The organism is Granulicella paludicola, assembly GCF_025685545.1.
GTDB lineage: Bacteria > Acidobacteriota > Terriglobia > Terriglobales > Acidobacteriaceae > Granulicella > Granulicella paludicola.
Genome location: NZ_JAGSYC010000026.1, coordinates 275,107 through 293,609, shown reverse-complemented (window position 1 = coordinate 293,609; position 18,503 = coordinate 275,107). Strand labels below are relative to the sequence as shown.

Sequence of the window (18,503 nt, the reverse complement as noted above, 5' to 3'; positions counted from 1 at the left end):
GTCATTCCATAGCGCAGCGAAGGAATCTGCATCTCGACGGGTCGCCGGATCTCGCCCGGACAGCCTTCGACTACTTCGTCGTCGAGGGCTTGCCTTCCTGCACATAGTTCTTGTTCCACGACGGAATCTCGGCAATGTAAGTGCCTGGCTTCTCAATCACGCACTGGCAACCGAGGCGCGAGTTCAGCTGTAGCCCCGGTGCCAGATCGAGGCGATCCAGCTCAAGGTCTTCTGCCTCAGACACACCCTCAGCGCCCTTCTTCAGAAACATATGGCAGGTCGTGCAGGCGCTGACGCCGCCGCAGGCGTGGTCCATGAAAACGCCATAGTTTTCAGCGATATCCAGAAAGCTCATCGGTAAACCGTGGCCGTCATAGGGCATCGTGTCGAACTTGAATTCAACGGTCTTGTTCTCTGGCTCAAACGTAACGCGGACCATACCTTCAGCAGGAGGCTTGGAGAGGTCGACTTCGGGAAGGTTGTGATCGTGATCTGACATAGCTCTTTGATTCTAATCTTCCGTGGACTCGCCCGGCGTCTCCGGGTCTTTTTTGTCCTGTTCAATCACATTCGTCGCTGCGGCATCTTCAACCTCAGCCTTCGCAAACGCATGCGGCGCGCTCGTCGGAGCTCCCAGCTCGCCGCCCAGGTTATCTCCCGCCGTCGCCATCGTCTTGCCACCCAGCGCTCCGGTCACGGCTGTATCCATCATGATCTCCGCAAACCGCCGCGTCGCCTTGTCCAGCTGGTCGATGCCCTTGCGAATGACCTTGTAGTCGCCGCCCTTGATCGAGTTCTTCAGCTCCAGTACCGCCGCCTCGATCGCCGCATGTTCATCGAACGTCAGCGCCTGCCATGCCGACGAGCTCTTGCCCTTAGCGACCGCATCCAGAATCGTATTCGCCTCGTTCGTCGCCTCGATCACCTGCCGCGCCGTGATGTCCTCCTCGGCATAGTCAAAGCTCGCAAGAATCATCGTCTCCACCTGCTCGTCAGTCAGCCCGTACGTCGGCTTCACCTCGACCTGCGCCTCCGTGCCGCTGCGCTGTTCGCGCGCGCTCACGTGCAGTATCCCGTTCGCATCGATCAAAAACTTTACCTCGACGCGCGCCATGCCCGCAGCCATCGGCGGAATGCCCTTCAGGTCGAACCGCGCCAGCGACCGGCAATCCTTCGCCAGCTCACGCTCACCCTGCAGTACATGGATCGCCACCGCCGTCTGTCCGTCGACAGCCGTCGTGTAATGCTCGGTCGCGCTCGCTGGAATCGTCGAGTTCCGCTGAATTACCTTGCTCATCACGCCGCCATACGCCTCGATGCCCAGTGAAAGCGGCGTCACATCCAGCAGCAGCAGATCGTTCGTCGCAAGATTGTCGCTGCCGCTCAAAATCTGAGCCTGCACCGCCGCACCGAGCGCCACCACCTCATCCGGATTCAGCTCCGTATGCAGCTTACGTCCGCGAGCCTCCAGGTCAAACAACTTCGTCACCAGCGTCCGCACCGCGGGTATCCGCGTCGAGCCACCCACCATCACCACTTCATCAATCTGCTCTGGCGTCAGCCCTGCATCCTTCAGTGCCTGCCGCACCGGCCCCGCCGTCCGCTCGATCACAGCAGCGATCAACCCCTCATACTGCTCGCGAGTAATCTCACGCGCATACACCTTGCCCTCAGGCAGGGGAAGCGCAATCCGCGCTCTCTCCGCATCGCTCAGCGCAATCTTCGCATCGATCACCGCCTTGCGCAGCGTCTGAATCGCTTCCGGATCGCTGCTGATGTCCACGCCCAGATCGCCCTTGATGTCATCCAGCGCCACCGCCAGCAGCAGGTTGTCGATATCATCGCCGCCCAGGTGCGTATCGCCGCCCGTCGCGATCACCTCGAAGATCCCCTCATGCAGCTTCAGGATCGAAATATCGAATGTGCCGCCGCCGAAGTCATACACAGCAATGATGCCGTCGCGCTTCTTATCCAGCCCATACGCCAGCGCCGCCGCCGTCGGTTCATTCACCAGCCGCAGCACCTCCAGCCCCGCAATCCGACCTGCATCCTTCGTCGCCTGCCGTTGCGCATCGTTGAAGTACGCAGGCACCGTGATCACTGCCTTCGAAACCTCACCACCGAAGAACCGTTCCGCGTTGCGTTTCAACTGCAGCAGGATGTAAGCCGAAATCTCCGGCGGCGTCAGCGTCAGCCCACCTACATTCAGCTTCAACACCTCGCCAGGCTGCAGCCCTTCAGCCAGGTGGAAAGGGAAGAGCTTCAGCTCCGGCTCCACGTCCGTCAGATCGCGTCCCATCAGCCGCTTCACGCTGTATACAGCATTCGCCGAGTTCGTCAGCAGCACATTGCGCGCAGCATTGCCCACGGAAAATCCGTTCGCCGTCTCCTGGTCGAACGCCACCACTGAAGGCACAATCGGCGACCCATCCTCGCCCGGAATCACGGCGGGTGTCTCGCCCTGCATATAAGCAATCAGCGAGTTGGTTGTGCCTAAATCGATGCCGACTACACGCGGTGTCTCTGCCACTGAAATCCTCTTTCGCGGCGTCCGTCTTCGCAAAGCAGCGCCACTTCCTATTTTCGCCTATCTCAAGGATGCGCGCGCGGTTAGGAAGGGTGCAGCCGTTCAGAAAACGTCTACATCGAAGTTCATAGAAAGCTCCACGGCCACTGGTCGGCCCTGATACATTGCCGGTTTGAAGCGGTCCTGCCGCACGGCCTCCATCGCTGCCTGGCAGAGATCTAGATGCGTGCATCGGATCACGTGCACATTTTGCGGTACGCCTTGCTCGTCCACAACAAAGCCAATAAAAATCTCGCCGATCTGTTTCTTCTCTTCCTCGGTAGGCTTCAGGTCAGGATCCACTTGGTGAATCATCGAAGGCGGTTTTACGCCGGAGCCTATGTGCATGGGCGATGCTACCGTCCCGAGGCGAACATCCTGCGTTGCCTGAGAAGCTGTCTGCGCATAAGAGGGGCCCGCAAGGCCGAGCGCTAAGAGCAGTGTGGAGACGTGTCGCGTAGTCATTCTTAGAGAGACGCCACCTCTCGTTGATGGGGAGCCCGTTTTCTCACAATTTCGCTTTACATGCACGTCGCGATCCACACCAGACCCAACCGATATTCACATCTTGTCCACGGGTTCTGCACACATCACAGAAGTCGTTCATCGGATATTCATATGCGATTGCTTGCCCGCAGCCGACCTTGGGTAGACGATTTCCCTATACACAGAGGCTCCTTGTGACTGAATATGCCGAAGGAGATCACTTTCTATGTCCGCTGCAGGCTCGATGTTAATCCCAAGTTTGCGTTACCGTGACGCCCACGCCGCCATCGCTTGGCTCGAGCAGGCCTTTGGGATGACCCGCCACGCCGTCTATGATGGAAAGGCCGGGAATGTTGATCACGCCGAACTTCGATTTGGCACCGGTATGATCATGCTGGGATCGGCGACGAACCCCGGACCGATCACCCCGTTCTACGCAACACCCGCTGAGATCGACGGTCGCGTCACCTCTCCGCTCTACTTGATAACGCCTGACTGCGAGTCCCTCTGGGCGAGCGCAAAGGCCGCCGGAGTTGAAGTCGTGATGGAGCTGAAAGAGATGGAGTACGGTGGCAAGGCGTTCACCGTTCGCGACCCCGAGGGCTACCTCTGGTCAGTTGGCGAATACGACCCCTGGCAGCAAGGGGCTTAACCCGCAAAGGTTTTTGAGGACAGGTATGAGCAAGGTTCCGTACGAAGAGGCTTTGGGCGATCGCGATCCGGCAAAGGTCATCGCCAAGACGCCACGCAAGTTGATGCGTCTACTGGACGATCTCGACGACGAACAGATCGAAGAGCATCCCGGTCCCGGCAAGTGGAACCTGCGCGAGATCGTCTGCCACATGGCCGACTGCGAGATCGCCTGGGCCTGGCGCCTGCGCTACGCCTACGGCGAAAAAAATCCGGTAATGCAGCCCTTTGATCAGGACTCCTGGGCAAAGTCCTACAAGTCCTACTCGCTCGCTGAGGCGCTTGGCTGCTTCAAGGCCCTGCGGGTCTTCAACATCGCCTTCATCGACGGCCTCAAAGACGCCGACATCAAGAAGGTCATCACCCACCCCGAGCGCGGCGAAGAATCCCTCTGGACCATCGTCCGCATCATGGCAGGACATGACCTCCACCACCTGGCACTCCTTGACAAGAGAACCTATTGGGACGAAAAGGGCAAGTCGACCAAAGGCAAGAAATAGATCCGCTCCCATCCTCTTTTTGTCACCCCGCAGCGCAGCCTCTTCTGTTTGTCATTCCGTAGCGCAGCGGAGGAATCTGCATTTTCCCTGTCTTAACTGTCCTTCCCTTGAGCGAGGAGTCGGCTTCTCGCTTCGGCACTGGCTCAGCGTAATCAGTAAGCCGCGGCCATCTGCTTGGTGAGCATCTTCTCAAATGTCGTCTGTGCCTCCGCGATCGCCGCCTGATAGCCGGCGGGATCGATAAATACTTTCGGCCCTTCCGTCTTCATCCGTTGCAGCTTCGGCAGCATATCGAAGTACACCCCATGCGCACCGAGAAAGATGTCGCACGGCATCGCCTTCAGCGCCACGAACGTGTATTCAAAATCGCTGGCAATCTCCGGATATGACGCAGCGCGCTTCGGCGTAGCCACCAACTGATACCCCGGCAGTGCCGAAAGCCCACCCACAATCACCACATGCCGCAGCTTGTCCGCAGGTTCACCCGGAACATGCACATCCATCGTCCAGGTCGTGCAACCCCGCGTATGTCCCGCCGTGCGATGCGCCGTCAACACCACACCACCCAGCTCCACCGTATCGCTATCGTGCAGCACGCGGTCTACACGCACCGGCGGATAATCCGTTGTGATGTCTTTGCCGAAGGCAAAATCCTTGTGCCCGCCTGTCAGGGCCACCTCGGCGTCATACTCCATCACCATGTCCTTCGCACCCGTCTCGCGCACCACCTCGGCCGCCCCGGCAAGATGATCGAAGTGCGCCTGTCCGTTCAGCAGGATCTTCGTATCGCCCCACTTGAACCCGAGTTTCTCCACACTCGCTCGAATCTGCGGCGGAGACGTCACCAGGTTGGCATTGATCAGAATGTTTCCCTGTGGCGTCGTCACCAGGTACGCCGCCAGATCGCGACTGCCCACGTAGTATAGGTTGTCGGCAATGCGAAACGGCTCAACCGGCGTTGTCCAGTCCGCGCTTACCTCAGCGCGAAGAGGAAGACAGACAAAGAGAGCTGCAAGGTAGGGAAGTAGTCGATGCATCCCACCTTGATATCACGCCCCAGGCTCCTTCGTTTGCTATTCCCGAAGGAAATCTGCTTCCCGCTCTTGCCCTTTTTGTCAGTCCGGAGCGCAGCGAAGAAATCCGCATTCGCTCTTGCTTTTCTTTGTCATTCCCGCAGGGAATCTGCTTCTGCTTTTCTGTTCGCTCTTATCGGAACGAACCCTCGCCACCGGCCTAAACCCCCAGCGCCGCATTCACATCCCGCACCAGGTTCCGCACGTAGCTCCGCCGATTCAGCAGGGCCACCATCGCATCCTTCGCGCTACCCTTCGCCGCCGCATCGTTCGCATCCACAGCCGCATCCCACCGCGACCACAGCGCCTCCAGCTGCTGCTGCAACTCCGCCAGCATCGCCGTAAACTTCACCCGAGCCGCCTCCAGCTGTTCGCGAGCGTCCGGGTCGTCGCCCATCTTCAACTCTTCCAGCGCCATGTTCAGTTCGAACGCCTCTTCCAGCAGATCGGGCGGCGCCACCTGCTTCTTCGCCGTGCCTGTAGCCTTCGCCGCATCGGTCGCCGCGCGCGATTGCTCCTCCAGCTGCACTCCCTCCAGCCCCAGCAGGTACTCCGTCCGCGCAATCGGATCGCGCAGCGTACGATACGCATCGTTCAGCGCAGAGCTAGCCGCCAGCGCAGCCTCCTGCTCGGCAACAGGCTTCGCCGCAAAGCGGTCGGGATGCAGCTTGCGCGACTGCGCATAGAAGCTCTTCTCCAGCGCGGCAAGGTCGATGTGCAGGTGCTGAGGAAGTTCAAACTGGGTGAAGTAGCTGTTGTACGCGTCGTGGCTCATCACTCTTTATTGTAGTCACTGCACAACGCAGCGCTCGGAAGGTATGCGCCGAGGTTCATTGCAGACTTCAACCACAGGAATCGCCCGCAACACCGCGATACACTGCCCTTATGTCGATTTCCCGCTACACTGCCTCACTTGTGCTCCTCACCTGCATCGCTTCAGGCCCCGCTTTCGCCGTCCTCGCGCAGTCTCCCTCGACCGCCCAAGCGAGCACAGATTGGAAGACCGCCATCGCGCAACGTCGCGAGGCCCTCATCGCCAGGAACGGCCCCGGCACCGATCCGCAGCTGCGCGACGAACTCCTCAAGATGCGCGACGAAGACCAGAAGGCCCGCGGCATTGATCCAGCCGCAAAATCCAAGGGACACGTCGAAATCGCCAGCAACCTCGCCGACATCGACGCCGCCCTCACCAAAGAGCTGCAGCTCATCGTCAAGGGCCGCGGCTGGCCCACTATCTCCATGGTAGGCATCGACGCCTCGAACGCAGCCATGCTCATCATGACCCACACCCGCGACCACGCCTGGCAGGTCAGTCTTCTCCCCATGCTGACCAACCTCGCCGACGAGAAGAAAATCGACGGCTCCGCCCTCGCACTCGTCGTCGATAAGGAACTCGTCTTCGAAGGCAAGCTGCAACGCTACGGCACGCAGTTCAAGCAGCTCGAAGACGGCAGCATCGCCATGTACAGCGTCGAAGACCCCGGCGGCCTAGACCGCGAACGAGCCGAAGTCATGCTCCCCCCCATCGACGTCTACAAGGGCATGATGGCGAACATGTACCACCTCAAGGTCTCCAACAAGCTGGTCATGGCAACCCCGCAAAAACAGTAAAGTTCGCGCATACTCAGCTTGAACGAATCTCTACCGCCAGCACATCCCGGGAGGTCACGGCTTCAGCGGTGACAAGAAAAGCCGTCGTACATCAGAGCGGTTTCGGCCGCTACGGTACGTCGACTCCGGTCTGATTACGCAGCTACGGCAATGCGCTGCGCTGTTGTGGTCGGCTCAGGAATAGGTAACCCGTCTTCGCGGAGACCCGCGATATGCATGACGATACCCTTTCGAATAAACTCTTCGGCTTCCTCGCGCGTTTCGCCCACAACCCCTAAGCCTGGAAGATCAGGAGCATACGCTCCCCAGCCCCCGTCCTCGGCCCGCTCGAAGATGACTAGATATTCACTCATAGACGCTACTCCAAACCAGCTTGCCTAAGAATACTCTTTCGGGTGTCCGGCGGAACATCTTTTCCTGGATGCCCTGCGATGGTCACGCGGCCTGGCTTGACGGGATGTTTGTATTGCCGGTGGCTACCGTTCTGTTCCTTGATGTACCAGCCGTCGCGTTCTACCAGCTTCATGATGTCGCGATATTTCATCCGTGCCCTCTTCGTTGAGTGAGTTGTTCTCACCTACCTCAACGCATATCAGAGCCCGATTAATTCTTACGCCGAAAAGCTGCTCCCACACCCACAACTCTTCGTGCTGTTCGGATTGATGAAGTTGAACCCCTGGCGCATCAGCGTCTCCTCAAAGTCCAGCACCATTCCCGCCAGGTACAGAAAGCTCTTCGGGTCCACGAACAGCTTCACTGCCTTGGCACCGCTCGGATCGTTCGCCGTCTCCACACCTTCGCCAAACACAAACGTGCGATCGCGCTCCCGTGGCTGCGAATCGAAGCGAATGTTGTAGCTCAACCCGCTGCAGCCGCCGCCGGTGATGCCCAGCCGCAAACCGCCAGCCTCCGGCGAGATCCCTTCCTTCGCCATCGCAATGCGGATGCGCTTCAGCGCGTTCTTCGTAATCTCCACCGCCGCCTTCGCGCGTGGCTCAAAGCCCTCCGCCGTCAGCAGAGTCATCCCCGCAAGCGGGTCCTTGTTCATGTCGGGCGCAGGCGCGCTCATCGACTGACTGGTCGTGCTCGAGATGGATACGGTCGACATAACTCTTCTTCGATTCTAGCGACCACACGAACGATGCAGGCCGCATTTCATTCTGTGTTGTGTAGAAGCGCCACTACCTCTGCACAGACAACACCGCCCCATCCACGCCGAAGGCTCAAGCCATCGCATGAATGGGGCCTCGTTGTTGCTTAGTGAGCAGCTACAGCGATGCCAGCTTCTTCGGCGACGCCGTTCTTCTTCTTCCAGTCGCCGATCGCGGCGCGAATCGCGTCCTCAGCCAGCACCGAGCAGTGGATCTTCACCGGAGGAAGCGCGAGCTCCTTCACGATGTCGGTGTTGCTGATCGCCATCGCTTCAGCAATCGTCTTGCCCTTCACCCACTCGGTCGCGAGCGAGCTCGATGCAATGGCCGAACCGCAGCCGAACGTCTTGAACTTTGCGTCCTCGATGACCTGCGTCTCGGGGTTCACCTTGATCTGCAGGCGCATCACGTCGCCGCACTCGGGGGCGCCGACCAGGCCGGTACCAACCTCGGACGAGCTCTTATCGAGCGTGCCGACGTTGCGGGGATTTTCGTAGTGATCAACAACCTTATCGCTATATGCCATGGGGGTTCTCCGGGGTCGTACTCGTACTTAGATGATAACTCGGACTGATTTGGTGCGAAAGGTCTAAATTCACTCCCCACCCACTATGAACCGTCATTTTCGACCGCAGCATCGCAGTCTCATCGCGAAGCGGAGTGGAGAAACCCCGTATTTGCAGACGCGAGAGCCGAAGGTTCGAGCGTATTGTCAGGCCGCCGCACAATCAGCTCTATCTTTCCTTTCACGGTTTTGCAGCTGTCGTTCCGCCAGGAGTCGCGTCATCATCCAGATCCTGCCCATAGGTCGCATACGGCACCGCCTCTCGACTCGTTGGCATCCCGCGCAGCGTCACCAAATCTGCCTGCAGCTGCGCCCAGCGCTCCGGGTTCTTCTTCGTCGCATACGGCAGATCGAGATCGGCATAGTACGCCAGCACATCCCTCTGGATCCCCGGCGGTATCGGCTGCGTCGGCGTCGCCACCAGCCGATGCGCCAGCGACGCATAGGTGTCGTCCGTCAGTCGATAACCTGCGGGTCGTACTACCTTACCCGTATCCAGGTCCCGATTTCGCAGCGGATGCCGCGGATCGCTCGTCTGCCGCGGCGTGATCTGCTCCGCTCCCGGCAAAGCGGGAACAGCATCCGAACTCGACGGATGCGCCTCGCTGTCTTCCGCCGCAGCAACAGCCGCCGTCGGCCTCACCGCCGGCGGAGGCGTAAAACGCCGCAGCTCATAATCCAGCGTGTCCGCCGAATGCAGCACCGAGTGGATGTAGTCGCGCTCCGTCGCTACGCTCGGCCCCTTGACCGCCACCAGCTTGATCGGTCCAACCTTGGGCAGAATGAACAGAAATCCCGCCAGCGTATAAGTCCCGATCCCGGCGTGCTTCCTGTACTCGTTCCAGCGGTTCTGCTGCGCTACGGCCGTAATCTCGGTCTGCAGCCGGATGAAATCAGGGTCCGCAGCAATGTCCGCAGGCTCGCCCCTGCGATGCAGAATCGTCACGGCATACGCAATCCGTGGGATAAATCCGCGCACCGCAAAGCGATAGCCTCTGACGTTGATCCGATGCCCCTTGCCCTTATCGAAATCGTCCGTCAGCCCGTAAGTCTGATAGAAAGCCAGCGCCAGCTGATGCGTCGGCACCTTCAGCCCTACATGCCGTAGGTAGTGCACCGGCGCAAACCGCTGGTGCGCAATCTCGTTGATGTCGAAGGCAAACTCGGTCTGCACATGCTGGTGCTCACCCTGCGCGTAGTTCACCTCGTTGCCATACTTGTCGCGCAATTTGGGAAACTCCACCGGCACCGCAAGGTTCGTCGCTGAAGGGTGCCCAATGCTGTCGCCGATGTAGTGCGAAAGCGCTCCCACCGCGAACGCGAGCTCATTCGCATTGCCTGCATTGCGAAACAGGTTCACCACAAAGTCGCCCGACCGCACATAGTGCGTCAGGTCGCTAAAGAACGCATCGCCGAACGGGTAGTATCCAATATCCTGAATCACGCACCCGCCATACGCATAGGCGCGCGCTTCTTCAATCTGCGCAGGCGTCAGCGTCGGATAACGGCTCAGCAGCAGCGGCACAATCGACGACTGCCAGGTCAGGTCGATCAGCTGCTCGTGCGTCAGCACGGAATAAGCGTTTGCAGGCTTCGCCGGCAACATCAGACCAATCGTCAGCAGTAAAACGAGGAACGAACGCATGCGCATGGGCTTCCAGTGAAGATATCTCAAGCTTTATCAGATGCGCGAGGAGAAACCTCAAGGAGGGAATCGAGACAGTTTTTCTGTTGGCAGGGGGAGGAGGCAGGTTTAGGCTGGAATTGAGGTGGTCTCCCATGGCGACTCGAAGCATCAGTCCCGCTGCTGCCGAATTCGAGCAATTCGCCGCCGAGCAGGTAGCCAGCGGAGAGTTCTCCAACGCGCGCGAGGTGCTCGAAGCAGCCAAAGCCGCTCTCGCCCGCCAAAAGCGCTATCAGGAAAAACTCGCCGACCTCAAACAGGCCATCCAGGAAGGCATGGAGAGCGGCGTCGCTGAAGGGGATGTCTTTGCGCGGGTGCGGGAGAAGGCTGGCCTGCCTCCGAGAATCAAGACCTAGTGGGAGCAGTAAGGTACTCGCCACGGGCTGAGGATGACCTCTACGACATCGCAATCTATACGCTTGATCACTGGGGTATTGCGCAAGCGGATCTCTACATTGCAGGCCTGGAACATTTCTGTGACCTGCTAGCGGACTCGCCGCGGTTGGGCCGCCCGTGTCATGCCATCGCTCCCTCCCTGCGGCGGATCGAGCATCAGAGCCACATCATCTTTTTCTTCCCTACCGATGACGGAATTCTCATATCCCGCATCCTGTACAAAGGCCGTGACATCACGGACCACGCCTTTGCTCCATCCGGCTAGGCCACATGCTGAGTGTGCATATGGGATTGGATCATTCCCCCGCCAACTCCTGTCAAGCCCTAAACCTTGCAAGTCATACATTCCAAAGTAGATAGAATTGGATGTTCACTTGGTCCAATCCGCTATAATTAAATTAAGGGAAGCAAAAAGGACCGTGATTCACGGTCCTTTTTGCTTCCCTTTATATCTTTCAGCTCAAACGCAGACCTGAAACAAGGCTTAGTCCAATGCTGCGAAGACTTTAGCGCAAAAGTATGGGGGAGGGGTACCCCTCCCCCATGCTTCAGCACTATCTTAGTGAGCCGCCCACTCGATCTTGCTCAGGTCGATGCCCTCTTTGACCATCTCGTACAGCGGGCTCAACTCGCGGAGATGAAGCACGACGTCGATGATCTTGTCGCTCACATAATCCACCTCAGCCTTGGTGTTGAAACGACCAAGGCCGAAGCGAATCGAGCTGTGCGCCACGTCGTCGCCCAGACCAAGAGCCTTCAGCACATAGCTCGGTTCCAGCGTCGCCGAAGTACAAGCCGAACCCGACGAAACCGCGATGTCGTTGATACCCATCAGAAGGCTTTCGCCCTCGACGTAAACGAAGCTCATGTTCAGGTTTCCAGGCAGATGATGCTCCATGTTGCCATTCACCTGCGTGTAATCCAGAGCCTTCTCCAGCTTCGCGCGGAGGTAGTCGCGCAGTTCGATCTCGCGCTTTGCCTCTGCTTCCATCTCGTTCATCGCAATCTCGCAAGCCGCACCGAGACCGACGATGCCCGGAACGTTCAGCGTGCCCGAACGCATACCGCGCTCGTGGCCGCCGCCGTTGGTCTGCTCAGAGATCTGCACACGAGGGTTGCGGCGGCGAACATATAGCGCGCCAACACCCTTCGGTCCATAAACCTTATGACCGCTCAGCGAGAGGATGTCGATGTTGTCCGTGATCACGTTGACCGGAATCTTGCCCACAGCCTGCACAGCGTCCGTGTGGAAGAGCACGCCCTTCTCGTGGCACAGCTTACCGATCTCCTGAATCGGCTGAATCACGCCGATCTCGTTGTTCGCATACATAATGCTCACGAGGATCGTCTGATCGTCCATTGCAAGCTTCAGGTCTTCGATGTCGATCAGGCCATCTGCCTGCACCGGCAGATACGTCACGCGGAAGCCCTGCTTCTCGAGCTTCTTACAAGTGTCGAGCACAGCCTTGTGCTCGGTCATCTCCGTGATGATGTGATTACCTTTTTCGCGGTACATCTCCGCGACGCCCTTGATCGCGAGGTTATTCGACTCGGTCGCACCCGAGGTGAAGATGATTTCCTTGGCACTCGCGCCGATCAGCTTCGCAATTTGCTCGCGCGCCTTTTCGACGCCCTGCTCGGCTTCCCAGCCGAAGCTGTGGTTGCGGCTGGCTGCATTGCCAAAGATGCCCGTAAGGTACGGCATCATTGCCTCCAGGACGCGCGGGTCCATCGGCGTTGTGGCATGGTTGTCCATGTAGATGGGAAGCTTCACGCCCTCTGGAAGCGGCTTGGTAGACTGCGTAACGTTCATTCCGAGTGTTTCGGCCATGGTATTTGCTCCTGAAGTGTGGCGCGGCGCGCCGTGTAAGCGAAGTCCTTTAATGCGGACCTCTGGATGGCTAACGCGCGATGGTGACCAGTCCGCCTGCAAGTGCTGCGCGTGGTGCCTGGTCGGTTTCGATCAAATCCGAGATGTACAGCTCCGAAAGCAGGGTAGTGATGCTGTCATTCACCTTGCGCAACGGTTCTTTGATGGTGCAATGCCCTGCAAGGTCGCAGGTTCCGTGGATCGTAATGCAACTTGTAATAAAGAGCGGTCCGTCGATGGCGCGAATCACCTCAAACGCCGAGATGTCCTCCGCCGCACGCGCCAGCGCATAACCACCGTTGGTGCCAGCATGTGAAATCAGAATGCCAGCCTTGGCCAGTGTCTGCAGGATCTTCGCCAGCAGCTGCGGAGGAATGTGATATGCCTCGGCGATCTCCTTGGCTGATTGGGCACCGTTTGACGTATTGGCCTGTTCAGCCAGATACTTCAGGGCCATCAGGCCGTAGTCCGCTTTTTTGGTGAGCCTTAGCATAGGGTGTCTTCGGCGACAATGGATGCAAAGCCGCGTATTTACAGTCTACGAAAGCCCGAGCTCACAAGCAAGACTCTTTCAGTCGTATATTTTGCCTTGCTAAAGAATGCGTGCCACAGGCGTGCCAGCATGGACAAGCGCACACGTACTTCACAGCCGCGGAATGCTATGCTCACTCTGGCGTGGCTACACTCAAACAATTTGGCGCGGCACCGAACCTGCTGACGATGCTCCGGCTATTTACGCTGCCGTTCCTGGTCATCACCATTTTGGACGGACGCTGGGTACTGGCTTTTGTTCTCTTATGGATAGCGGGCATCAGCGATGGCTTGGACGGCCTGCTCGCCCGCCTGCTCAAGCAGCGCACCGTCCTCGGCGAGTACCTCGATCCAATCGCCGACAAGCTCCTTCTGAGCACCCTCTTCATCGTCCTAACGCACGTCGGTGTGGTCCCCCGCTACGTTACCGTTCTCGTCTTCAGCCGCGACCTCGGCATCCTGCTGATTGCGACTCTGCTCTTCGTCACAAACACTTTACGCAACTTCAAACCCAGCTTTCTGGGCAAGGCGAACACCTCGGTACAGATCTTAGGAGTGCTGACGGTAATGACCTGCCAGGTCTTCCACCTCTACGGCCTCACAGAGCTGAAGCAGCTGCTTCTCTGGGCGATCGCGCTCTTAGCACCAATCTCCGCAGCCGAGTACGCTTGGCTGGTCTTCCGCCGCATCAGCATGCCGAACCCGCAGCGAGCGGCATAACCGCAGGCAACTGTGGTTGCAGTGAGTGACATCTCCCTGTAGACTTAGACCTGCGCAGGCGCGTAGCTCAGCTGGTTAGAGCGCTACCTTGACACGGTAGAGGTCGGAGGTTCGAGTCCTCTCGTGCCTACCATATCTAAATAATTGCTAATGAGTGACTTACGAGGCTGGAGAGAGCTGAATTTCTCGCCAAACGGGGGCTCTCAAAGAGCACACTTCGAATATTAGCGCGCCATTCGCGCCGAGTTAAGACGAACAAAAGGCCCTCCCTTCGGAGGGCTTTACTATTTGCCGGTGTGAGCTTTTTATGCTGCGGCAAAGACCTCTTTGAGCCGACTTTGCACTGTGAGCTTCGATGCCCGACTCGTGTGCGCGTAGAGATCGAAGCAGGCGAGATTAGCATGCCGCAATAGGTCTGTAATGATTTCGGGGTTTCTCCAGCATCGGAGAGAGCCGATGATATTGACCGCCGGTACGTGTCCCATGCGATCTTCGCATCGATGTCAGCAACTTCGCCGCAGGATCCAGCCTGCGCTTGAGCAGATTGTCGAACCAATAGGTTCTTTCCCGCCCGTGGTCCGATGCGAATACCCCATCCTCATCAGCGCGGTACAAACACTCGCTGCGCCATTCGTCCAAGACTGCCAACCCCTGGACGAGAGGAAGAGGCCAGCGGTTTGCTTCAGATTTCAAGTTCGTCTGATCCCTACCAACTTTGCCTTGGTTCAACTTCAAAACACGCCGATAGCTGGTTGCATAACTTCGCTTTGATTGCTAGTGCCAGGTTGAGCCTTCGCAGTCCCGACTCTACAGAAACAGGCTTTACATCGGTGAGGGAGGTGCTTCCTCCAGCGCTGCTCTCCGAGTTAGTGAAATTGTTTCATGAGGGGATTGACAGCTAAGAAGGTGAGGTCTTAGGATCAGGCCGCTCCGAAAATGCACATCTCAAAAACATGAAGCTGCTTAAACGGCTATGTAAACGGATACATTGGCGGGCGCGCTGACAAAGGATGGATAGATGCAATCGATATCGCTGGCTCGGAAGCCACTTACTTTAGGAATTATCCTCGCGTATTCAATGTTGCTGCTTGCAACTTTATCCCCGTCTCGACTCCATGCACAGCTTTATCTCGGCAGCATCTCGGGTGAGGTAACGGATGGAACAGGGCCAAGGTGCCGGGCGCAGCCGTTGTGGCTGAGGATGTGAGGACGCACTTCAAGACGACGGCAACGACGAACGCGGACGGCCTCTATAACCTTGCCTCTGTGAATCCAGGCACCTACGTTGTGACCGCGACGGCAAGTGGCTTCGGTGCAAATACAGTCCGCAGCGTTTTGCTAACAGCTGGTCAGGTACAGAAGATTGACTTCAAACTGGCTCCGGGAGCTGCAACAGAAAGCGTTGATGTGAATGCAGACAACGCGCTCATGGATACCAGTTCAGCCAACATCGCCACCACACTGAGTACGCAGGAAGTGACCGACCTTCCCAACGAGGGTCGCAATCCCTTTGTCCAGGCAACTCTCGCGGCTGGCGTCATTGACGCTGGCGCCTACTTCACAGGCAAGGCCAGCGGGTTCACGAATCCTTTCAGTGGCGTCGCAGTGCAGATCACTACAGATGGCAGCAGCGGTCACAACCGTTTGACGATCGACGGAATCCCTGACGATCCTGCAGAGCGGTTTTCGGGAGCCGGCTACACGGGGTTCGTGCCTTCTCCCGAAGCTATCCAGGAAACTAAGGTTCAAACGTCTATTTTCGACGCACAGGTGGGCCATGGGAACGGTACGGTTACCGATACGGTAGTCCGTTCGGGTGGCAACAAGCTTCATGGGGCCGCTTACTACGTATTTCAGAACACCTACTTGAACGCGAATACTTCGGAGAAGGTCCCTACTCAAAATGCCACAGGCACAGCGCGGACGCCACGCAACAACGATCAGCTAAGCCAGACTGGCGTCGTTTTAGATGGGCCGGTCTATATACCAAAGCTCTATGACGGACGCGATAAGACGTTTTTCCTGGTTTCGTTCGAACGCTACGCTTCGCATCAGGCGATTAACTACACCACTCGCGTGCCGACGGCTGCAGAATTGAGCGGCGATTTCTCGGGGTTGTGTTCGGCCTTCAACGGAGCTGGTCTTTGCACCTCAGGCATTCAACTCTATGTTCCTAACTCGCCCCTGGATGTAAACGGCAACCGCACACAATACTTTGCCAATAACAATATTGCGAGTTCCATCAGCCCGGTCGGCACAGCGCTTTTGAGCTACCTGCCTGCGCCGAATGTACCCGGATCTTCGGCCATCACCAATCCAAACTACGTCTCCTCTCAGACCTCATATCCCAGCACGTATCCTTCGTTCATCGTTCGCATGGATCACGTGATCGGAAAGAAAGACAAGGTCAACGGGATATTCTTTCGCTCGGGGCTCACTCAGAACTATCCGCTCCAGGGGTTTCCAAAGGGGATTGGTCCGACCGGCTACGGTTACAACGTCTATCGCAATAACCGAGGCGGCAGCCTGGATGAGGTTCACCAATTCTCATCGAGCATGACTCTCGATTCGCGCTTCGGGTTGAACTACCATCCGTTTGGCTTGGTCTATCCCGGCGCTTCGGGGTTCAATGTGGCAGGCCTTGGTATCAACACTACTGGGCTTCCCTATCTGTCTTTTCCAGGTACGACGGAGACGGACGGCTATGCCGGTCTTGCTTCAGGAGCAGGCGGACAAGTCAGTTCGGACACTACCGGATCGCTGGAGGAGATCCTGACTAGGACCATCAAGACCCACACGATTCGCTTCGGTTTCGAAGGCAATATCGTTCGTTACAACGTGCAGAACCCCGGTAGCGGCTTTGGCACGTTTGGGTTCGACCGCCGCTTCACGCAGCAGAACTACACGACAGGGACCGCCGCTTCCGGCGACCCAATCGCGGATGAACTGCTGGGTGCCTTCTCGACGGTGTCCTACAACATCAGCGCTTCGTATGCTCTGCAGCAGATATATATGGCACCCTTTGTTCAGGATGACTGGCGCGTGACACCGAAGCTGACAGTGAACCTTGGTCTGCGCTATGACTACGAGTCGCCATTCACGGAGCGCTATAACAAGCAGGTATCAAACTTCTGCACGACCTGCACGAATCCATTGCAGGCTTCGGTTTCAGGTCTGACACTCAATGGTGGTCTACAGTACACCAGCTCCTCCAATCGCTTTCCGTATCCTCGCGACCTGAACAATATCCAGCCTCGTTTAGGTGTGGCATACCAGGTGCATCCGACGACAGTCGTTCGTGCAGGCTTCGGCATCATCTACTTCAATACTCTCGAGTCCCCGATTGGCACTGGCTTTTCTCAGACCACGAGCTACAACAACTATTCTGGGACAACTGCGAACATAGCTCCGTTGAACTCGTTGGCGAATCCCTTTCCCAGCGGTGTGACGCCTGTGACGGGGAGCAGTCTGGGACTCTCAACCGCACTCGGACAAAACGTCACGTTTGTCGACCCTCACCATGTTCAGCCGAAGAGCGCACAGCAGTCCCTGAGCATACAGCAGCAATTTCCTGGGAGCGTTGCTCTGCAGGTTGCATATGTTGGCGCACGTCCGACGCGACTTGAAGTGAACCACAACATCAATGTGTTGCCCACGCAGTTTTACAATCAGGGTGGCGCCGAGGTGAACTATCTAAACGCGTCTGTCCCGAACCCCATGGCTGGCCTTTTCGGATCCAGCTCTCCGACGTTGAATGCAGCGAGCGTGGCGCGGAACCTTCTCTTGCTCCCCTACCCGGAGTTTGGTTCCGTCACGGAGGATTACTCCTCGATCGGTAGCGCACCCTACAATGCACTCCAGATCCAAGTCTCCAAGCCGATGCATCATCACTACTCCCTGCAGGGCAATTTCACCTGGGACAAGGTGATGACTCGCAACTCCTTCAACGACAACTATGCAGCGGCTTCTGGAAAACTAAGTTCGGTACAGGACTCCGCACCAACAATGTTCGGCAACATCTTCGGGCTTTTCGAGCTGCCCAGGTTCGCTAAACTACCGATCTATGAACGTGTGGCGCTGGGCGGCTGGCAGGTAAACACGGTGATGCGCTTCGCGAATGGCGTTCTCGTCTCCGCTCCTTCGAACGTCGACATCATTGGAAGCTACTATCAGCCAAATGCCAACCTCTTCCGCACCTTCAATCCCTGCTATCAGCAGCAGTCTGTGAATACGACGACAGGCGCGGTCACCACAACCCAGGTGAACACCTTACTCAATGCAACGGGTGTCTATAACACGGTCACGGCCTGCGACGGGAAGTCTCCGAACCCGGCCTTCCGACAACGCATACCGTACACCTCGCAGAGCAACTCACCTTATCTCAATCTTCGCTACTCGGTTCATCCGCAGGCCGACCTCTCGATCTTCAAGAAGTTTTATATCCGCGAGGGTGTGAACTTCGAAATTCGCGGAGAGTTTTTCAATGTCCTCAATACACCTAACTACGCCGCTCCGAACACCACGCTGGGAGCTTCGAACACAGCGTCCAGGGCGGGTTCCGGCTCGCTCACTGTGCCACAGGGACAGGCCTCACAGATCAACGATCCGCGCATTGGGGAGATCACGGCGCGTATCAACTTCTAAACTGCAAAGGAGGTCC

General features: G+C 57.6%; 19 protein-coding genes and 1 tRNA gene. 8 read left to right on the top strand and 12 right to left on the bottom strand.

Annotated elements, in window-relative coordinates:
• Window positions 1–70 precede the first annotated feature (70 nt).
• The 3 genes from OHL14_RS16800 to OHL14_RS16790 form a co-directional block, all read right to left on the bottom strand.
• Window positions 71–499 carry a 2Fe-2S iron-sulfur cluster-binding protein gene (locus OHL14_RS16800; RefSeq protein ID WP_263380531.1) on the bottom strand — a complete coding sequence of 143 codons (429 nt, stop codon included), beginning with the start codon at window positions 497–499 and terminating at the stop codon, window positions 71–73.
• A 12-nt stretch (window positions 500–511) separates the two neighbouring features.
• Window positions 512–2,530, bottom strand: a complete 2,019-nt coding sequence (gene hscA / locus OHL14_RS16795; RefSeq protein WP_263380530.1) for a Fe-S protein assembly chaperone HscA — start codon at window positions 2,528–2,530, stop codon at window positions 512–514.
• 99 nt (window positions 2,531–2,629) lie between these two features.
• Window positions 2,630–2,914 carry an energy transducer TonB gene (locus OHL14_RS16790; RefSeq protein ID WP_263380529.1) on the bottom strand — a complete coding sequence of 95 codons (285 nt, stop codon included), beginning with the start codon at window positions 2,912–2,914 and terminating at the stop codon, window positions 2,630–2,632.
• Window positions 2,915–3,278: 364 nt separating this feature from the next.
• On the opposite strand from OHL14_RS16790, the gene OHL14_RS16785 reads away from it, so the two are divergent.
• Both OHL14_RS16785 and OHL14_RS16780 read left to right on the top strand, forming a co-directional pair.
• Window positions 3,279–3,704 carry a VOC family protein gene (locus OHL14_RS16785; protein WP_263380528.1) on the top strand — a complete coding sequence of 142 codons (426 nt, stop codon included), beginning with the start codon at window positions 3,279–3,281 and terminating at the stop codon, window positions 3,702–3,704.
• Window positions 3,705–3,729: 25 nt separating this feature from the next.
• Complete coding sequence (locus OHL14_RS16780) at window positions 3,730–4,242, top strand: DinB family protein (RefSeq protein ID WP_263380527.1); 513 nt, start codon at window positions 3,730–3,732, stop codon at window positions 4,240–4,242.
• A 152-nt stretch (window positions 4,243–4,394) separates the two neighbouring features.
• On the opposite strand, the gene bla is transcribed toward OHL14_RS16780, so the two are convergent.
• Both bla and hscB read right to left on the bottom strand, forming a co-directional pair.
• Complete coding sequence (gene bla, locus OHL14_RS16775; RefSeq protein WP_263380526.1) at window positions 4,395–5,279, bottom strand: subclass B3 metallo-beta-lactamase; 885 nt, start codon at window positions 5,277–5,279, stop codon at window positions 4,395–4,397.
• Between the two features lie 196 nt (window positions 5,280–5,475).
• Complete coding sequence (hscB, locus tag OHL14_RS16770; RefSeq protein WP_263380525.1) at window positions 5,476–6,090, bottom strand: Fe-S protein assembly co-chaperone HscB; 615 nt, start codon at window positions 6,088–6,090, stop codon at window positions 5,476–5,478.
• 110 nt (window positions 6,091–6,200) lie between these two features.
• On the opposite strand from hscB, the gene OHL14_RS16765 reads away from it, so the two are divergent.
• Complete coding sequence (locus OHL14_RS16765; protein WP_263380524.1) at window positions 6,201–6,926, top strand: DUF6624 domain-containing protein; 726 nt, start codon at window positions 6,201–6,203, stop codon at window positions 6,924–6,926.
• Window positions 6,927–7,060: 134 nt separating this feature from the next.
• Here the strand turns inward: OHL14_RS16765 and OHL14_RS16760 are convergent, their stop codons facing one another.
• From OHL14_RS16760 to OHL14_RS16740, 5 genes are all read right to left on the bottom strand, one after another.
• The gene (locus OHL14_RS16760; RefSeq protein WP_263380523.1) at window positions 7,061–7,279 is read right to left on the bottom strand and encodes a type II toxin-antitoxin system HicB family antitoxin; all 219 of its coding nucleotides are present in this window, start codon (window positions 7,277–7,279) and stop codon (window positions 7,061–7,063) included.
• A 5-nt stretch (window positions 7,280–7,284) separates the two neighbouring features.
• The gene (locus OHL14_RS16755) at window positions 7,285–7,470 is read right to left on the bottom strand and encodes a type II toxin-antitoxin system HicA family toxin (protein WP_263380522.1); all 186 of its coding nucleotides are present in this window, start codon (window positions 7,468–7,470) and stop codon (window positions 7,285–7,287) included.
• A gap of 66 nt (window positions 7,471–7,536) precedes the next feature.
• Complete coding sequence (locus tag OHL14_RS16750; RefSeq protein ID WP_263380521.1) at window positions 7,537–8,034, bottom strand: HesB/IscA family protein; 498 nt, start codon at window positions 8,032–8,034, stop codon at window positions 7,537–7,539.
• A gap of 149 nt (window positions 8,035–8,183) precedes the next feature.
• The gene (iscU, locus tag OHL14_RS16745) at window positions 8,184–8,603 is read right to left on the bottom strand and encodes a Fe-S cluster assembly scaffold IscU (RefSeq protein WP_263380520.1); all 420 of its coding nucleotides are present in this window, start codon (window positions 8,601–8,603) and stop codon (window positions 8,184–8,186) included.
• Between the two features lie 220 nt (window positions 8,604–8,823).
• Window positions 8,824–10,293, bottom strand: coding sequence for a zinc dependent phospholipase C family protein (locus OHL14_RS16740; protein ID WP_263380519.1), 1,470 nt, complete (start codon window positions 10,291–10,293; stop codon window positions 8,824–8,826).
• Window positions 10,294–10,421: 128 nt separating this feature from the next.
• On the opposite strand from OHL14_RS16740, the gene OHL14_RS16735 reads away from it, so the two are divergent.
• Both OHL14_RS16735 and OHL14_RS16730 read left to right on the top strand, forming a co-directional pair.
• Window positions 10,422–10,682, top strand: coding sequence for a ribbon-helix-helix domain-containing protein (locus OHL14_RS16735; RefSeq protein ID WP_263380518.1), 261 nt, complete (start codon window positions 10,422–10,424; stop codon window positions 10,680–10,682).
• The gene (locus OHL14_RS16730) at window positions 10,682–10,987 is read left to right on the top strand and encodes a type II toxin-antitoxin system RelE/ParE family toxin (RefSeq protein ID WP_263380517.1); all 306 of its coding nucleotides are present in this window, start codon (window positions 10,682–10,684) and stop codon (window positions 10,985–10,987) included. Before OHL14_RS16735 ends, OHL14_RS16730 begins: the two co-directional genes overlap by 1 nt.
• Before the next feature lie 294 nt (window positions 10,988–11,281).
• On the opposite strand, the gene OHL14_RS16725 is transcribed toward OHL14_RS16730, so the two are convergent.
• Together OHL14_RS16725 and OHL14_RS16720 are read right to left on the bottom strand one after the other, a co-directional pair.
• A complete protein-coding gene (locus tag OHL14_RS16725; protein WP_317890429.1) occupies window positions 11,282–12,553 on the bottom strand; it encodes an IscS subfamily cysteine desulfurase in 1,272 nt (423 codons plus the stop codon).
• A 70-nt stretch (window positions 12,554–12,623) separates the two neighbouring features.
• Window positions 12,624–13,085: an RrF2 family transcriptional regulator gene (locus OHL14_RS16720; protein WP_263380516.1), complete on the bottom strand. Its 462-nt coding sequence runs from the start codon at window positions 13,083–13,085 to the stop codon at window positions 12,624–12,626.
• 182 nt (window positions 13,086–13,267) lie between these two features.
• On the opposite strand from OHL14_RS16720, the gene OHL14_RS16715 reads away from it, so the two are divergent.
• The 3 genes from OHL14_RS16715 (at window position 13,268) to OHL14_RS16705 (ending at window position 18,487) form a co-directional block, all read left to right on the top strand.
• The gene (locus tag OHL14_RS16715; protein ID WP_263380515.1) at window positions 13,268–13,843 is read left to right on the top strand and encodes a CDP-alcohol phosphatidyltransferase family protein; all 576 of its coding nucleotides are present in this window, start codon (window positions 13,268–13,270) and stop codon (window positions 13,841–13,843) included.
• Between the two features lie 56 nt (window positions 13,844–13,899).
• A tRNA-Val gene (locus OHL14_RS16710) sits at window positions 13,900–13,976 on the top strand.
• A 1,040-nt stretch (window positions 13,977–15,016) separates the two neighbouring features.
• Complete coding sequence (locus OHL14_RS16705; RefSeq protein ID WP_263380514.1) at window positions 15,017–18,487, top strand: TonB-dependent receptor; 3,471 nt, start codon at window positions 15,017–15,019, stop codon at window positions 18,485–18,487.
• The last annotated feature ends 16 nt before the right edge of the window (window positions 18,488–18,503 follow it).

Excerpts from the sequence above, each read along its gene's own strand:
- OHL14_RS16800 (WP_263380531.1), bottom strand. The coding sequence starts at position 499 with ATGTCAGATCACGATCACAACCTTCCCGAAGTCGACCTCTCCAAGCCT.
- OHL14_RS16790 (WP_263380529.1), bottom strand. The coding sequence starts at position 2,914 with ATGCACATAGGCTCCGGCGTAAAACCGCCTTCGATGATTCACCAAGTG.
- OHL14_RS16785 (WP_263380528.1), top strand. The coding sequence starts at position 3,279 with ATGTCCGCTGCAGGCTCGATGTTAATCCCAAGTTTGCGTTACCGTGAC.
- OHL14_RS16780 (WP_263380527.1), top strand. The coding sequence starts at position 3,730 with ATGAGCAAGGTTCCGTACGAAGAGGCTTTGGGCGATCGCGATCCGGCA.
- bla (WP_263380526.1), bottom strand. The coding sequence starts at position 5,279 with ATGCATCGACTACTTCCCTACCTTGCAGCTCTCTTTGTCTGTCTTCCT.
- hscB (WP_263380525.1), bottom strand. The coding sequence starts at position 6,090 with ATGAGCCACGACGCGTACAACAGCTACTTCACCCAGTTTGAACTTCCT.
- OHL14_RS16765 (WP_263380524.1), top strand. The coding sequence starts at position 6,201 with ATGTCGATTTCCCGCTACACTGCCTCACTTGTGCTCCTCACCTGCATC.
- OHL14_RS16760 (WP_263380523.1), bottom strand. The coding sequence starts at position 7,279 with ATGAGTGAATATCTAGTCATCTTCGAGCGGGCCGAGGACGGGGGCTGG.
- OHL14_RS16755 (WP_263380522.1), bottom strand. The coding sequence starts at position 7,470 with ATGAAATATCGCGACATCATGAAGCTGGTAGAACGCGACGGCTGGTAC.
- OHL14_RS16750 (WP_263380521.1), bottom strand. The coding sequence starts at position 8,034 with ATGTCGACCGTATCCATCTCGAGCACGACCAGTCAGTCGATGAGCGCG.
- iscU (WP_263380520.1), bottom strand. The coding sequence starts at position 8,603 with ATGGCATATAGCGATAAGGTTGTTGATCACTACGAAAATCCCCGCAAC.
- OHL14_RS16740 (WP_263380519.1), bottom strand. The coding sequence starts at position 10,293 with ATGCGCATGCGTTCGTTCCTCGTTTTACTGCTGACGATTGGTCTGATG.
- OHL14_RS16735 (WP_263380518.1), top strand. The coding sequence starts at position 10,422 with ATGGCGACTCGAAGCATCAGTCCCGCTGCTGCCGAATTCGAGCAATTC.
- OHL14_RS16725 (WP_317890429.1), bottom strand. The coding sequence starts at position 12,553 with ATGGCCGAAACACTCGGAATGAACGTTACGCAGTCTACCAAGCCGCTT.
- OHL14_RS16720 (WP_263380516.1), bottom strand. The coding sequence starts at position 13,085 with ATGCTAAGGCTCACCAAAAAAGCGGACTACGGCCTGATGGCCCTGAAG.